This window comes from Borreliella sinica, from assembly GCF_033969665.2.
Lineage (GTDB): Bacteria > Spirochaetota > Spirochaetia > Borreliales > Borreliaceae > Borreliella > Borreliella sinica.
The window spans coordinates 708,786-723,484 of the sequence record NZ_CP135180.1 but is presented as its reverse complement, the minus strand read 5'-3'; the positions used below and the strand labels follow the sequence as shown (position 1 = coordinate 723,484).

General features: G+C 28.9%; 18 protein-coding genes. 7 read left to right on the top strand and 11 right to left on the bottom strand.

The features are described 5' to 3' along the window. Positions 1–54 precede the first annotated feature (54 nt). The 3 genes from rsmG to mnmE are packed head-to-tail and all read right to left on the bottom strand — an operon-like array spanning position 55 to position 3,940. The gene (gene rsmG / locus QIA41_RS03410; RefSeq protein ID WP_320292622.1) at positions 55–681 is read right to left on the bottom strand and encodes a 16S rRNA (guanine(527)-N(7))-methyltransferase RsmG; all 627 of its coding nucleotides are present in this window, start codon (positions 679–681) and stop codon (positions 55–57) included. Then, positions 678–2,543, bottom strand: a complete 1,866-nt coding sequence (gene mnmG / locus QIA41_RS03405) for a tRNA uridine-5-carboxymethylaminomethyl(34) synthesis enzyme MnmG (protein WP_320292621.1) — start codon at positions 2,541–2,543, stop codon at positions 678–680. Before mnmG ends, rsmG begins: the two co-directional genes overlap by 4 nt. A gap of 2 nt (positions 2,544–2,545) precedes the next feature. Continuing rightward, positions 2,546–3,940, bottom strand: coding sequence for a tRNA uridine-5-carboxymethylaminomethyl(34) synthesis GTPase MnmE (mnmE, locus tag QIA41_RS03400; protein ID WP_320292620.1), 1,395 nt, complete (start codon positions 3,938–3,940; stop codon positions 2,546–2,548). 90 nt (positions 3,941–4,030) lie between these two features. On the opposite strand from mnmE, the gene QIA41_RS03395 reads away from it, so the two are divergent. From QIA41_RS03395 to csrA, 5 genes are read left to right on the top strand one after another with little or no spacing between them, the layout of a single operon-like run. Continuing rightward, on the top strand, positions 4,031–4,525 hold the full coding sequence (locus QIA41_RS03395; RefSeq protein ID WP_320292619.1) for a flagellar protein FlbF: 495 nt from the start codon (positions 4,031–4,033) through the stop codon (positions 4,523–4,525). An 11-nt stretch (positions 4,526–4,536) separates the two neighbouring features. Beyond that, positions 4,537–6,420 carry a flagellar hook-associated protein FlgK gene (flgK, locus tag QIA41_RS03390; protein WP_320292618.1) on the top strand — a complete coding sequence of 628 codons (1,884 nt, stop codon included), beginning with the start codon at positions 4,537–4,539 and terminating at the stop codon, positions 6,418–6,420. Positions 6,421–6,422: 2 nt separating this feature from the next. Beyond that, on the top strand, positions 6,423–7,697 hold the full coding sequence (locus tag QIA41_RS03385; RefSeq protein ID WP_320292617.1) for a flagellar hook-associated protein 3: 1,275 nt from the start codon (positions 6,423–6,425) through the stop codon (positions 7,695–7,697). Position 7,698: 1 nt separating this feature from the next. Then, positions 7,699–8,091 (top strand): flagellar assembly protein FliW, encoded by a 393-nt coding sequence (gene fliW / locus QIA41_RS03380; RefSeq protein ID WP_320292616.1) that lies wholly within the window; start codon positions 7,699–7,701, stop codon positions 8,089–8,091. Positions 8,092–8,093: 2 nt separating this feature from the next. Then, positions 8,094–8,339, top strand: coding sequence for a carbon storage regulator CsrA (csrA, locus tag QIA41_RS03375; protein ID WP_320292615.1), 246 nt, complete (start codon positions 8,094–8,096; stop codon positions 8,337–8,339). On the opposite strand, the gene tsaB is transcribed toward csrA, so the two are convergent. The 6 genes from tsaB to infC form a co-directional block, all read right to left on the bottom strand. Further along, positions 8,323–8,976: a tRNA (adenosine(37)-N6)-threonylcarbamoyltransferase complex dimerization subunit type 1 TsaB gene (gene tsaB / locus QIA41_RS03370; RefSeq protein WP_320292614.1), complete on the bottom strand. Its 654-nt coding sequence runs from the start codon at positions 8,974–8,976 to the stop codon at positions 8,323–8,325. The two genes, csrA and tsaB, sit on opposite strands and share 17 nt — an antisense overlap. Continuing rightward, positions 8,969–9,382, bottom strand: coding sequence for a tRNA (adenosine(37)-N6)-threonylcarbamoyltransferase complex ATPase subunit type 1 TsaE (gene tsaE, locus QIA41_RS03365; protein ID WP_320292613.1), 414 nt, complete (start codon positions 9,380–9,382; stop codon positions 8,969–8,971). The genes tsaB and tsaE overlap by 8 nt, the downstream gene beginning before the upstream one ends. Further along, on the bottom strand, positions 9,379–9,639 hold the full coding sequence (locus QIA41_RS03360; protein WP_320292612.1) for a hypothetical protein: 261 nt from the start codon (positions 9,637–9,639) through the stop codon (positions 9,379–9,381). Before QIA41_RS03360 ends, tsaE begins: the two co-directional genes overlap by 4 nt. A gap of 212 nt (positions 9,640–9,851) precedes the next feature. After that, a complete protein-coding gene (gene rplT, locus QIA41_RS03355; RefSeq protein WP_320292611.1) occupies positions 9,852–10,199 on the bottom strand; it encodes a 50S ribosomal protein L20 in 348 nt (115 codons plus the stop codon). 20 nt (positions 10,200–10,219) lie between these two features. Further along, positions 10,220–10,420 (bottom strand): 50S ribosomal protein L35, encoded by a 201-nt coding sequence (rpmI, locus tag QIA41_RS03350; protein ID WP_004792027.1) that lies wholly within the window; start codon positions 10,418–10,420, stop codon positions 10,220–10,222. Positions 10,421–10,442: 22 nt separating this feature from the next. Continuing rightward, positions 10,443–11,003 (bottom strand): translation initiation factor IF-3, encoded by a 561-nt coding sequence (infC, locus tag QIA41_RS03345; RefSeq protein ID WP_320292610.1) that lies wholly within the window; start codon positions 11,001–11,003, stop codon positions 10,443–10,445. A gap of 210 nt (positions 11,004–11,213) precedes the next feature. On the opposite strand from infC, the gene QIA41_RS03340 reads away from it, so the two are divergent. Together QIA41_RS03340 and QIA41_RS03335 are read left to right on the top strand one after the other, a co-directional pair. Beyond that, a complete protein-coding gene (locus QIA41_RS03340; RefSeq protein ID WP_320292609.1) occupies positions 11,214–11,867 on the top strand; it encodes a YIP1 family protein in 654 nt (217 codons plus the stop codon). A gap of 1 nt (position 11,868) precedes the next feature. Then, positions 11,869–12,609, top strand: a complete 741-nt coding sequence (locus QIA41_RS03335; RefSeq protein ID WP_320292608.1) for a hypothetical protein — start codon at positions 11,869–11,871, stop codon at positions 12,607–12,609. A 58-nt stretch (positions 12,610–12,667) separates the two neighbouring features. On the opposite strand, the gene QIA41_RS03330 is transcribed toward QIA41_RS03335, so the two are convergent. Then, positions 12,668–13,477, bottom strand: coding sequence for a TatD family hydrolase (locus QIA41_RS03330; protein WP_320292607.1), 810 nt, complete (start codon positions 13,475–13,477; stop codon positions 12,668–12,670). Beyond that, on the bottom strand, positions 13,474–14,613 hold the full coding sequence (locus QIA41_RS03325) for a tetratricopeptide repeat protein (RefSeq protein WP_320292606.1): 1,140 nt from the start codon (positions 14,611–14,613) through the stop codon (positions 13,474–13,476). Before QIA41_RS03325 ends, QIA41_RS03330 begins: the two co-directional genes overlap by 4 nt. Between the last annotated feature and the right edge of the window lie 86 nt (positions 14,614–14,699).

Sequence of the window (14,699 nt, the reverse complement as noted above, 5' to 3'; positions counted from 1 at the left end):
TACTCCTAGCCAGAATAACTTTAAAATATAAACCGAACCTAAACTATAATAATATTATTTGTAAAACAAAACCAAATTTCTCTCTACACTTAATTTTGAATTTAAAGACCTTATTTCTATTTTACTAAACAAATTTTTAATTTGATTGATCTCAAAGTTAATTTTATCAAACCTACCCTTATATGCCATAATCAAGCCCCCATTCTTTAAAAGATTCTTTAAAACTAACGCATATTCATTCATGCTTTTAAAAGCTCGAGTTGTAATAAATTCATACTTCTTTTTTTCCCTTTCAATCTCATATTCTAAAATTTTTACATTTTCTAAATCAAGTTCTAATTTTATCATTTTTAAAAAAGTAGACTTTTTTTTACTTCTCTCTAGAAGATAATATTTTCTAGAAATATCAAAAATAGCCAAAATAATACCTGGAAATCCAGCACCACTTCCAACGTCAAGAATTTCAGAAGGATCAATCTCTTTAATAGTAGGCAAGCCCAAAAGAGAATCAATAACGTGCAGATTGAGAATCGAATTAAAATTACTATTACTACTTGAAATTAAATTAAACCTAGTATTTAAAAGTAAAATTCTATTTATATATAAATTTATTTTCTGAAGATCTTCGCAAGTAAAATGAAAATTAAGTTCTGACAAAGCAAATTCAATATCACTTATCATAAAGAAAAATTTAGAACTACCTTGTTTTTAGGATTTGAAAAATATATAAATAAAACAGTAATATCTGTATTTCTTATTCCAGGAATTCTGCTTGCTTGAGCAAGAGTAGCTGGTTGAATCTTAGAAAATTTCTCTCTAGCTTCTCTTGAAAGACCTTCAATAATCTCATAATTAAAATCATATGGAAGCTTTACAAGTTCCATATTATGAAGTTTTTTAATCAAATCTTTTTGTCTATTAATATAGCCCTCATATTTAACATCTAATTCAACTTGTTCTAAAATTACTTTTGAATCACTTAAACTTGGATCAATCTTTATTAAATTATTTAAACTAACAGAAGGATCTTTTAAAATATGGTAAAAATCTTTACTAACATGTTTTTTTAATTGCTCATCAGCTGCATCTTTTAAGCTAAGACGCCTTTGCTTTAAAAGCTCTTTTATCTCATCAACCCTTCTCTTCTTGAAAAGATATCTTGAATATCTCTCCTCATCAACAAGTCCAAGATCATACCCAATCTTAATCAAACGCTTATCACTAGTATCATGCCTTAAATTAAGTCTGTGTTCAGCCCTAGAGGTAAACATTCTGTAAGGCTCTTTGGTGCCTTTAGTAACAAGATCATCAATAAGAACTCCAATATAAGAACTAGTTCTTGTTAAAATCATTGGTTTTTTATTTTGGAGTCTAAGAGCTGCATTAATACCAGCCATTAATCCTTGAGCGGCTGCTTCTTCATATCCTGAAGAACCATTGGTTTGACCTGCTATAAAAAGCCCTTTAACTCTTTTGCTCTCAAGATTTGGATAAAGTTCAATCGGATTTATATAATCATACTCTACAGCATAACCAGGCCTTGTAATAACAGCATGCTCGAGGCCTTCAATACTGTTAATCAATTTTTGCTGAACATTTTCAGGCAACGATGAACTAAGCCCATTAAGATACATTTCTTCCGTATTAAAACCTTCTGGCTCAATAAAAATCTGGTGCCTATCTTTATCTTTAAATTTCACTATTTTATCCTCAATAGAAGGACAATATCTCGGGCCATTGCCTACAATCTCACCGGAATAAAGAGGTGACAAGTGCATATTTTCACTGATTATTTCGTGAGTTCTCTTATTAGTATAAGTCACATAACATGAAAGTTGGGATTTGTCTAACTTACCATTTGAAAAAGAAAAAGGAATAATATCTGAATCTCCAAATTGAACCTCGGTCTTTGAAAAGTCCACACTTTTTTTATGGATTCTTGCTGGAGTGCCTGTTTTAAGCCTGCCCATTTCAAATCCAAGACCAAGTAAAGTTTTATCAAGTCCATAAGCAGAAAATTCAGCAAGTCTACCCATATTAGCTCTATACTCACCAATAAATATTTTCCCTCGAAGAAAAGTCCCTGTTGTAAGAACTACAACACTTGCTTTAAACTTATTTCCTCTCTCTGTAACAACACCTTCAATTTCATTCCTCATAGAGTTAAGAAGAAAATCAACAACTGTATCTTGAAAAAGATCAAGATTGTCTTGACGCTCTAAAGTTTCTTTGGCCTTGGTTTGATACATTAATTTATCAGCTTGAGCTCGTGGGGCTTGAACTGCAGGACCACGACTTTTGTTTAAAACTCTAAACTGAATCATGCTAAAGTCAATAATGCGACCCATTTCACCGCCAAGAGCATCAATTTCTCTAACCATATTGCCCTTAGCAAGCCCACCAATAGCAGGATTACAAGAAAGCTTGCCAATTGTATCTAAATTTTGAGTAATCATTAAGGTTTTAAAATTTAACCTTGAAAGAGCAAGCGCAGCTTCAATTCCAGCATGCCCTCCTCCAATAACAATCGCATCAAAATCCATATTTATTTCCCCAAACAAAAATTCTTAAACATATTGTCAAGAACATCTTCACTACTAACTTCTCCTGTTATTTCACCTAAACAATTAACAATTTCATAAGCATCAAATGCCAACATATCATAACTTACTTGATGATCAATTTTACCCAATAAATCTAAAACCAAAGCATAGGCTTTTTCTAAAAGTTGCACCTGACGACTTGATGATATAATTATATCATCAAGTCCAATCTCTACCCTCTCATACGAGATTAGCGTTTTTATTTTGTCATAAAGAATATCTATTCCTTCTAAATTTTTAGTACTAATCATTATTAAATTCGAAGAATCTAATACGCTTGAACGGACAAATTCCTCAGTAGATTTATTTATCTTTAAATCTATTTTATTTAAAACGAACAATATTTTACTATTAGATTTATTTAAATCAATAAACAAGAAATCATCTCTTGTTAAATTTGAACTAACATCAATTACATAAATTACTAAAGATGCTTCCTTTATTAAAGAATTACTTTTTTCAATTCCCAATCTCTCAACAAAATTGTCAGCATTCCTAAGACCTGCTGTATCAAAAAGATTAAATAAAATACCATCAAGTTCGAAACTTGCTTCAATATAATCTCTTGTGGTACCAGGATATGAAGAAACAATTGATCTATCTTTTTTAAGAAATAAATTAAATAACGAAGATTTTCCAGCATTAACAGAGCCTGCTAAAACTAAAGTAACACCATGATCAATTTTTTCATAAACTTTATAAGAATTAATTAATTTTTTAAGCTCAGCCTTACTGTTTAAAATCAAGTCAAAAGGAATGTTAATTTCATAGTCATCAACCTCGTAATCCAAATAAACACTAACCGCCGAGAGAAAATTTAAAATACATTTTTTTATTGAATCTATTTTAGCAAATAAAGCTCCAGAAAGTTTATTAACTGCAAGAGAATAGGTTTTATTGGTTTTAGCAAAAATAATCTCATTAATTGCTTCTGCCTTTGTAAGATCAATTTTTTTAGCAAGAAATGCACGTAAAGTAAACTCACCAGGTTCAGCCATTCTAAACCCACTTTTTAAAAACAAACCTATAATTTTTTTAATTCCAATCACAGAACCGTGAGCTATAACTTCAATAGCATCTTGCCCTGTAAAGCTTTTTGGTGCTCGATACAAACACACAACAACTTCATCTACTTTGCAATTATTCTCATTATCTAGTATATAACCGTAATGAATAGTATTGCCAGATGCTGAATTAAGAGCGGAATGATTTGAAAAAATTTTAGAAAATTTATAAATAGAAGAAGCGCCGCTGCTACGAATCACACATAAAGCACTACTTAAAAAGGGGGTTGCAAGAGCTACAATATCATCATCTCTTTCAAAAAGTTTACTCATACCCTAACATATTATAACATTACAACATAATAAAAAGACAAAATTGATTTGTAAATATATTTACAATGGCTTATAATTAATTTTATAAAAATGAAAGCAAAACTTGAAATTGAACTTAGAGACGTTTTGAAAAAAGAACTTCTCTTAGTAGACGAAATATATGAATCATACTTAAAAATAAAAAAAAATATCGACAATAAAAATGAAATGGGACTCAAAGAAATTGTAAACAAAACAAAAATATCACTTGAAAATTTTAAAGAAATTGAAAGCAAAAGAGACGAAATTTGGAAAAAATTTACCAAAAATGAAAATTTTGAGTCAACTTATGAAGCTGTGGAGAAATTAACTACGATTTGCAAAAAAGAAATATACGAATATCTACATAAACTGAAAATTGGTATTCTGAATATTAAAAATTTAAACTACATAATACAAAACTATGTAAACACATCCCTTGACACGTTAGCGATAATATTTCAAGATGTCCAAGATAGTGTAGAAAATGTAACTTACAAAAACCCTTATGGACCAAGAATTGGACGCTTAAACGAAGCTTCCGTTTTAATAAATAAAAAACTTTAAAGGAGTTTAGAGTGGATTCAACATTCTCAGGAATAGAAATTGGCAAAAGAAGTTTATTTGCACATAAAGATGCTATGAATACAGTTGGACACAATTTATCCAATGCTACAAAGCCTGGATATTCAAGGCAAAGGGTAACAATGAAAACAGCAATTCCTCTTTATGTTCCACAACTAAACAGAGCTCAAAAACAAGGACAATTAGGTCAAGGAATCACGGTTCAATCTGTAGACAGGGTAAAAGATGAGCTACTTAACACAAGAATCATTGAAGAATCCCACCGACTAGGGTACTGGACTTCACAAGACAAGTTTATATCAATGTTAGAGGATGTTTATAACGAACCTGAAGATCAATCAATAAGAAAAAGATTAAATGATTTTTGGGAAAGTTGGCATGATCTGACAAATCAACCGCAAGGTTTAGCAGAAAGAAAAATAATCCTAGAGAGAGGTAAATCTTTTTGTGAAGCAATAAGAAGCAGATTCCATTCGCTTGAAAGAATTTACATAATGGCAAACGATGAAATAAAAATTACAACAGATGAGGCAAATAATTACATTAGAAATATTGCAAATCTCAATAAACAAATTTCGAAATCTCAAGCAATGAAAGACAATCCAAATGACCTAATGGATGCAAGAGATTTAATGGTTGAAAAATTGGGCAATCTACTAAGCGTATCAATTGAAAACAAACAGGATCCTAATGAATTTTTAATTCACTCAGAAGGGAGACACCTCGTACAAGGTTCGATTGCCAATGAATTTAAATTAGAAGCTACAAACGGCCCTACTAGAACCAGATGGAATATCTTATGGACAAATAATGATAAGGTCTACCTTAAAACGGGAAAGCTAGGATCTTTGCTTGAAATAAGAGATGCAGAGATTAAAAATGAAATCGATGAATTAAATGATATAGCTGCCAACATTACAGAACTTGTAAACGAAATACATGAAGTAGGACATGGAATGGACAAAAAAAGCGGAAGAAGCTTTTTTTCTCAAGAATTAAAATTAACTGATGATCGTGGTCGATATGATACTAACGGCAACGGTCAATTTGATTCCGTTCATATTTTCAAAATTAATAGCACAAACGAAATATTCCCAGAAGAAAAATTGGGATTTTACGGAACTCTTAAATTTGGGGCTACAAATAGCAATGAGATTATAGAAATACCTTACAATGCTCCAGATACAGTTCAAGATGTAATAAATAGAATAAACACCTCCAATGCACAAGTTACAGCAAGAATTAACTCAGAAGGTAAGCTTGAAATCAAAGCTGTCAAAGAACAAGAAAATGAAAACATAACATTTAGAATAAAACATATAGAAGATTCTGGATTATTTCTAACAACATACACAGGGATGTTAAACGCATCTGGACCTGAAGGAGCTTATGATTATAAAAATATTAACACAACAGACAAGTTAATACCTAAATCGACTTATTCAATCTCACCTCTAAAAAATCCTGCAGCATGGATAAAAGTTGCAGACACAATAAGCTCAGATCCTTCAAAAATAGCAGCGGGAATCAAAAATCCAACAAACGAAATATCTATGGGCAATAACCAAGCAGCACTAAGAATCTCATCTTTTGGAAATTCTCAAATTATGATTGGTAAAAATTTAACGCTAAATGATTACTTTGCAAATACAGCATCAAATATTGCAATAAAAGGGCAAATATCAGAAATCACAAAAGAAAGCCAATCTCAAATATTAAAAGATTTAACAGATCTAAGAATGTCTATTTCTGGAGTAAACAAAGATGAAGAACTTGCAAACATGATCGAATTTCAACAAGCCTTTATTGCTGCAAGTAAATTTATTACTGTTTCTGCCGAACTAATAGACACAATAATAAATAAAATGGGAGTATAAACATGATAAATAGAGTAAGCCATCCATTAACATATGAAAATTTAAAAACTTCTGCAGCAGAGCAAGAGTCTAAAATTACAAAACTTTTAGAAAACTTATACAAAGGCGGAAAAAGAATTGTAAAACTAAGAAACGATCCAACGGGTGTTGCTCACACAATAAGACTAGATAACGATATATTTAAGCTAAATGTATATATAAAAAATATTGGTACTTCCAAGAGTAACTTACGCTATACAGAAGGATACTTACAATCTCTTACAAACATTCTAACAAGGGCCAAAGAAATTGCCATTCAAGGAGCAAGCGGAACTTACGAAGCAGATGACAAAAAAATGATATCAAAAGAAGTAAATGCTTTGCTCGAAGATGCTGTTGTAATAGCGAACGCTAAAGGACCTGATGGATACAGTATATTCTCGGGAACCAAAATCGATAGTGAGGCATTTAAAGTAACTAGAGAAAACAAAATAAGCAAAATAAGCAAAGAAGGTGAAGGTCCTCAAATAATCAAAGTAGAATACAGTGGCAACCAGGCTGAAAAGGAAACAGAGGTATACAATGAAGTGCATATGTCAAATAATTATCCCGGAAATAAAATATTCTTCTCGCAAAACCAAAATATTATCTCATCAATAAACACTAATGGATTTGCCGTAAAAGAAAATACAAAAATTTATATTGACAATATTGAAATAGGATTAACAGTGGGGGATACTGCTCTTGACATTGTTGCAAAAATCAATGAATCTTCAGCGCCTGTTGAAGCAAGTATTGATCCTGTTTTAAACTCATTGTCTATTAAAACTACAACTCCACACCAAATTTGGATATCAGAAGCAAAAGAATCAAATGTTTTACAAACACTTGGAATACTTACCAAAAATAATGATACTAAACTACCTCCTTATAATCTTGCTAGCAATACAGAAGTTAGAAGCAGATCTATTTTCGATGCACTTATTGAGCTCAGAGACACACTTTACAATAATAAAGAAGAGCTTGTTGGGAGTAGAAGCCTAGCAGAAATTGATGAGAGCTTAAAAAGATTGCTTATATTCGTTGCAGAACTTGGAGCAAAAGAAAATAGACTTGACAGAAGCTATGAAAGAATAAGCAAAGAAACTGCAGACATGAAAGAAGATATGGTTCAATACACAGATCTTGACGTAACAAAAGCAATAACTAATTTAAATATGGCAAGCTTAGCTTATCAAGTATCTTTAGGAATCTCTGCTAAAATAATGCAGACAACTTTATTAGATTTTATAAAATAGAATGATAAATGACAAAAGTATAGAATTTGATTTTCCTGAAGGGATACTTGGGTTTGAAAGCATTAAAAAATTTATAATAAAAGACTCTAAATATAAGCCTTTTTCTATTATGCAATCCATTAATAAAGACGTAAGTTTTTTAGTAACATCTCCTTTTAATTTTCTAAATGAATACTTTCCAAATATCCAAGAAAAAGATTGGTCGGACATTAAAGTAAAAGCAGAAGATGAAAAAGTTATACTATGTATAATCAATATGCATGTTAATGATTATAAAGAAATTACAGCCAATCTAAAAGCACCAATCATAATAAATAAAAAAAATTTACTTGGAAAACAGGCTATATGCACAAATGAAAAATACTCACTGCGCCATAAAGTTTTCAAGGAATAAAAATGCTAGTATTATCAAGAAAAGTAAATGAAAGTATTAAAATAAACTCTAACATTGAGGTTTTAATATTGGAGATAAAAAAGGATACTGTTAAAATAGCAATTAAGGCTCCTGAAAATATTAAAATATTTAGATCTGAAATTTATGAATTTATTATAGAAGAAAATAAAAAATCAATACTAAAAGACAATCGCAATATAGGCAAAATTAAAAGCCTATTCAACCACTATTTTAAGAACGAAAATTAATTTCTGCATCACTTTGTCTTATATAAAGCGGTCCCGATAAAATATCATCGCTTTTACCATTTTTTAAGTATTTATTTATCCCAAGTTCTGTTAAAACTTTTCCAAAAGAACTTAAATTTTCAACGATTTTAAATTTACAATTAAATTCTTTACAAACATTTTCAAGATTGTTGCCAATAAGTACTGAATTCGGATCAATCCGATTTAAATACTCAAACAAATCTTCCTTAGAAAAACAAAAAATATTACCTATCAATTCACAATTTTTATAATGTCCAAGAAAATATTTACCAGCGGTAAAAGTTAATGCAATTAGACTAGAACTGTTTTTAGATAAATTTGCAAAAACATCTAATGTAGAAACATTGACAAAAGGAATAGAAAGACCCAAAGCAAGACCTTTGACAAAACTTAAGCTAATTCTAAGACCGGTAAAAGAGCCGGGCCCACAAGAATTTATAATTAATTTAATTTGATTAAGATCAATGTTATTTTTAACTACAAAGTCATTGAAAATTTTTGGAATACTAAAATTAAAATTTGACTTAGGTTTTAATAGTGAAAAATTTTCATTATTAATTCTACAATAAACTATTAATGCTTCATATGAATATTCAAATGCAAGTGTATTAATCATTAAATTCTATAACCCTACCTGAACCGACTATTTTAAAAGTTAAAGAAAACAATCTGTCTTTTGGAACAACACTTAAAATAATTTGTGGCCATTCAATAGCAATAATCGAATCAAGATCCAAAAGTATTTCCAATCCTCCAATAAGTTCAAATTCCTCTAAAGAAAACACTCGATATAAATCAATATGATAAAACTTAAAATCTATAAAATCATAAACATTAACGATATTATAAGTTGGACTTGTAAAATAGGAAATTCCAAGATTAAAAGCAAGTCCTTTTAAAAAACTGGTTTTTCCAGATCCCATCTCACCACTTAAAGTAAATATTTTACCAATTGGCAAAGGATAAAAAAAAGATTTAGAAAAATTTAGCATTTTTTTTTCTGATTTAAATTCTAAAATCAAGGAAGCTTACCTTTAAACTCCAAATCAATTACAAGCCTTTTAATTGCAACCATTAACTTTAAAACGGGATAATTCACAAGATCTACAAAATCAATGGTAATATGCTTTTCCCCTAAAGGAGTAACCTCAATTACAAACTTTACTTTTTTAATTTCTAAGGTATTGTTATACTCATAAACAGCATCAGCAAAATATAAATTTCTATAATAAATAAAGCTCTCCTGCTTTTCAATATTATTAAGAGAAATAAGCTGCACAATAATAATCCTTAAAATAAATTAAACTCCCAAAAAGCCAATATAAGAATATTTTTATTTAGCGCTATTTTTCAAGGCGGAATTTTTATTTTTAACCTCTGAAATGCTTCTAGCTATCATTGACTAAAACCTTCAAATTCCTAAATTAAATGAGATGTCGCAAAAAAATAACTCTAATTCTTAAAATTAAACCCCCCAGGAGTTTTGATTTTTCATTTTTCTATTTCTAAAACAATTTTTTTAAAAGTTTCAGCATCTTCAATCGCCAAATTAGACAAAATTTTTCTATTAATTTTTATATTAGATTTCAATAAACCTTCAATAAATCTTGAATAACTAATACCAGTATCACTTAAAGCAGCCGAAATTCTTGAAATCCACAAACGCCTAAAATCCCTTTTTCTAGCCTTTCTATCTCTTGTGGCATACATCATACCTTTTCTTAATGTATCCTTAGCTTTTTTATAGTTACTCTTTTTAGTACCCCAAAAACCTTTTGTCTTTTTTAAAATCCGCTTACGCCTTGCAACGTGAACTGTGCCATTTTTAGTTCTAGCCATATCTATCTCCTAAAATTATTTTAACCATAAGGTAATAAAGTTTTAATTCTCTTAACCTCAAAACAAGAAAGATTTCCCGACTTCCTTAAATTTCTCTTACGCTTAGAAGATTTTTTTGTCAAAATATGTCTTAAATTTTGTTTTTTATACTTAACCTTACCATTTACAGTAAAGGAATACCTTTTTTTTGCACTCTTACGTGTTTTCATCTTACTTGCCATTTTATCCCCTTTTATTTAATATTTATTTTTTAAACTTAGGCGCTACAATCAAAAACATTGTCTTACCTTCCATTTTAGCCGCAGACTCCAAAACATAATTTACATCCCCTACTCTTTCAAGAATACTATCTAAAATGCCATATCCTAAATATGTATGAGCAAGTTCACGCCCTCTAAATCTTATTGTAACTTTAACTTTATTCCCGTCTTTGAGAAAACTTAAAATGTTTTTTGATTTAAAATCAAGGTCATGGGCATCTATCTTGGGCTGCATTCTGACTTCTTTAAGCTTAATTACTTTTTGATTCTTTTTTTGCTCTTTTTGACGCTTTTCTTGATGGAATTTATATTTTCCATAATCAATAATCTTGCAAACCGGGGGAGATACATGAGGAGAAACCTCAACCAAATCAAGTCCAGCTTCTTTTGCTTTTTTAATAGCATCTTCAATCGATAAAACCTCTTGTGTTCCATTCTCAAAAATAACTCTTACCTCATGAGCCTTAATTCTATAATTAATTTTCAATTCCTTGTCATTTGATCTGGACCTATCCCTATCTCTATTAGCATTTCTATTTATCATCTAAAAAATATATACTCCTAAATCAATTAATAATTAACATTAATACTTAATTTTAATATACATTCGCTAAAAAGTAAATTCTAAGAATAATGTTTGGAAAAAGTAATAAAATAAATAGACATTAATGAAAAAATAACTGGACAAATCACATAAGTTTTTTAAATCGATCGATTGATTTAAAAAACTTTTAAAAGTAGAATTGTAATTACAATGAATTTATTTTTATTGACGAGTTTACCACTAATACTTCAAATATACATGAGCACTCAGTTAAGACAAAATAAAACAAAAAATACTCAAGCTCATGCTTTAGCAATATTTTTTGCAATAACAATTTTTTCTTTTCTTTACTTAACTCAAGAATTTATTTTATACAAATCATTCGAATTAGATTACACATCAAGAATAAGCTTGGGAATTTCAATATTCATAAAAGAACATTTGTACTACTACATATTTCCACTATTAATATTTATATTTTTTTTTACTTTAAATGAAAATTCTTCATTTAAAAAAAAAATAACAATTCTTATATACTTTGCATTTGGACTAATATTTTCTAAAAACCTAGAAATAGCAATCCTAAATAGCAAAACCTTTGAGATCTATGAATACATTGAGTTACCAATACTTAATGCAGTAGAGTTAATATTTTCAGCCATAATCTTTGAAAAGAAAATTAAAAAATGCCAAAAATGCTCGGCAAAAGAATACAAAATTATTCTTTTGCCTATTCTATTTTTAGGATTATTTATTACAATATTGAAAACATTAATTTTAACCAATATGCGAATCTATGCGTTAATAATATTTGCATTAATTTTAATACTTATAGTAATCAATATTAAATATGCTAGGAAGTAAAATGTTTGGCTCAAAAACATTCGTCATAATAGTGATCTTAGTAGTTTTAACACAAGGATGCAACAAATCTTCCATTGTTGAAAAACCATTTAATTATGCAATAATTCTTTCGGATGCAACTGAATATTTTTTTGAAATTCAAAAAACCCCATTCATAAAAAATGAAATACTATTTATAAATGAAAAAAATTTAGAAATTGCAAAAGATAAGCTTAAAACAGCACAAAAAATACTATTAACCCACAAATCAAATAATGAAATATTGAATGATGAAATTCTAAAAGAAAAAATTTTTTATCTATCAAACATAAAATTTTCTCTAAAAAAATCTATTGATTTTCTGATTAACGAAAAATCAATAGACTTACAAAAAACATTATTATTTAGAGACAAATCTCTAAATAACGAAGACCTTGAATACTTGGAAAAAAAAGGTAAAGAAAAAAATATTAATATTACTCTAATAAACGAACAAAACATATCCTATATGAAAACATTTATTACCCCCCAAATAAAAACAATAATATTATTCTCATTAAGAGATAATAATATTATTCTAAAACAGATATCAAATTCACCTTTTTTCAAAAATATAAAATTTGTATTAATTGGCAATACAAGAAAGGATTTGAAAATTATTAAGCTAGAATATGCAATCACTCTTAAAGAATTTGATTTGATACAAATAGTAAAAAATATTGAAAAAAATTTTCAATATGAATTTAATATTTATAAACAATAAAAATGATTAAATTTGCAATCAATAATAAAAAATGCAAACAAATAACTACAAATAGAGTTTAGTATAACAATAAAAGATCTTTAAAGCTATTGTATAAAGCAATAGCAACATCATTAACAGAGCAATTTTTAATCCTTGCAATCTCAAGACATACATATCCCAAAAACAAAGGTGAATTTATTTTCCCTCTTAATGGAACTGGGGCTAGAAAAGGACTGTCCGTTTCTATTAAAAGATCATTAATATTTAATTTGCCAACAACAATCCTTAAAGATTCTGCATTTTTAAAAGTTATATTACCCGAAAAGGAAACTTTAAATCCCAAATCAATAAATTTTTTAGCATACTCATAAGTTCCTGAATAACAATGTAATATGCCCCTATTTAAAAAATTTAAAGACCTTATAACATTATAAACATCCTCATAGGCATCCCTTATATGCAAAATAACTGGCTTTTTATATCTACTAGCCAAATACAATTGCTCTTCAAAAACTTTAATTTGAAATTTTTTGTTATTTGCCTTAAAATAATCAAGACCTATCTCACCAACGGCAACAACACTCTCGCTAGTCAAAATTTTTTCAAGCTGCTTAATATCATCTTTAAAATTATCATCTAAATTTAAAGGATGAATACCAGCTGATAAAAACACATTGGAATATGGGCTTAAAAGATTTTTTCTATTGTTGAAATCACTAGGGTGCAAACCAACGTCAAGAAAATAAGAAAAGCCATTTTTAAAACATTCATTAATAATATAATTGACATCCAAAGATTTTTTCTTTAATTCATAAAAATGAACATGGGTATCTATTAATTTATCAAAAAAAATAGATTTTTCTGTTTCAAGCAAACAGTTAGTCATTCTATTTTTTTCCTAAGAGCTGTAAGATAGTCGATAACAACAATATTTTTCATACCAAGATGTAAAAAGCTCGATAAAATATCAACAGCATCTCCAATCTGTCCCAATGCTTCGTAACATTCAGCAGCACTAACATATAATGCTGAATTTTTGGGATTGTTTTTAATCAAACTTTTAATAGCTATTAATGCTTCTTCATACTTACCTTGTTCCTTTTGAATAAGAGCAAGTCCAAGTATGGCAAACATATCAAAATCAACATCAAGAGCTTTTTTATAATAAATTTGAGAATTTTCATAATCACTTAAATAACGATAAGCATCTCCTACTCTTGTAAGAACCAAATTATTTTTCGGATCTTTTTCGATAATATCAAGCCAATACTTTAAAGCTTCTTTATATTCCTTATTTCCCCTATAGCAATCAGCAAGTCCGAAAACAGCATAAAAATTGCTAGGTGAAATTTCTAAAGCTTTTTTAAAAAAATAAATTCCTCTGGTGAATTCCCTTAGCTTGCGATAACAATTGCCAATTGAAGTTAATACCCTAACATCAATCTTGGACTGATTCAACTCATACATTTTAAGCCAATACCTCAAAGCCTCTTTATATTCTTTAAAGTCATAATACAAATGACCAATTCCTACAAGAGCATAATCATTTTCGGGCATTAATTCCATTACCTTAAGATACGTTTGCTTAGATTTTTGAAAATTTTTTAGCTTCCTGTAAGACGAGGCAACTCTTGTTAAAACCGTTATATTCTCAGGATCATATTTTAAATACTCTTCCCATATATCTGTAGCTTTTTTATAATTATCCAAATTTCTGTAACAATCTCCAAGTCCGAAAAGAGCATAATTATTGTTTGGATGCTTTACAAGGCATCTTTGATAATAAACTATTGCTTTATCGTAATTATTCTTCTTCCTTTCAATATCGCCAAGTCCAACAAGCGCATAATTATTCTCATTATCCTTTTCAAGGATATCAGAAAACAAACTTTCTGCCTCAGAAAGCCTTTCTTCTTTAATCAACTGATACCCTCTTTTTGATTTCTCAGTGACATCAAGAAGTTGATCATCAGAAATATTTGAAAGATCCTCTAAAGCATCCAAAATTTTTTCATTCAACATAAATACCCCTTTTAAATCGGTTTATTAAAGATACAACTTTAACTACCTTGAACACACCCACAAATAATAATACTCAAAGCTCAATT

Excerpts from the sequence above, each read along its gene's own strand:
- rsmG (WP_320292622.1), bottom strand. The coding sequence starts at position 681 with ATGATAAGTGATATTGAATTTGCTTTGTCAGAACTTAATTTTCATTTT.
- mnmG (WP_320292621.1), bottom strand. The coding sequence starts at position 2,543 with ATGGATTTTGATGCGATTGTTATTGGAGGAGGGCATGCTGGAATTGAA.
- mnmE (WP_320292620.1), bottom strand. The coding sequence starts at position 3,940 with ATGAGTAAACTTTTTGAAAGAGATGATGATATTGTAGCTCTTGCAACC.
- QIA41_RS03395 (WP_320292619.1), top strand. The coding sequence starts at position 4,031 with ATGAAAGCAAAACTTGAAATTGAACTTAGAGACGTTTTGAAAAAAGAA.
- QIA41_RS03385 (WP_320292617.1), top strand. The coding sequence starts at position 6,423 with ATGATAAATAGAGTAAGCCATCCATTAACATATGAAAATTTAAAAACT.
- fliW (WP_320292616.1), top strand. The coding sequence starts at position 7,699 with ATGATAAATGACAAAAGTATAGAATTTGATTTTCCTGAAGGGATACTT.
- csrA (WP_320292615.1), top strand. The coding sequence starts at position 8,094 with ATGCTAGTATTATCAAGAAAAGTAAATGAAAGTATTAAAATAAACTCT.
- tsaB (WP_320292614.1), bottom strand. The coding sequence starts at position 8,976 with ATGATTAATACACTTGCATTTGAATATTCATATGAAGCATTAATAGTT.
- rplT (WP_320292611.1), bottom strand. The coding sequence starts at position 10,199 with ATGGCTAGAACTAAAAATGGCACAGTTCACGTTGCAAGGCGTAAGCGG.
- rpmI (WP_004792027.1), bottom strand. The coding sequence starts at position 10,420 with ATGGCAAGTAAGATGAAAACACGTAAGAGTGCAAAAAAAAGGTATTCC.
- infC (WP_320292610.1), bottom strand. The coding sequence starts at position 11,003 with ATGATAAATAGAAATGCTAATAGAGATAGGGATAGGTCCAGATCAAAT.
- QIA41_RS03340 (WP_320292609.1), top strand. The coding sequence starts at position 11,214 with ATGAATTTATTTTTATTGACGAGTTTACCACTAATACTTCAAATATAC.
- QIA41_RS03335 (WP_320292608.1), top strand. The coding sequence starts at position 11,869 with ATGTTTGGCTCAAAAACATTCGTCATAATAGTGATCTTAGTAGTTTTA.
- QIA41_RS03330 (WP_320292607.1), bottom strand. The coding sequence starts at position 13,477 with ATGACTAACTGTTTGCTTGAAACAGAAAAATCTATTTTTTTTGATAAA.
- QIA41_RS03325 (WP_320292606.1), bottom strand. The coding sequence starts at position 14,613 with ATGTTGAATGAAAAAATTTTGGATGCTTTAGAGGATCTTTCAAATATT.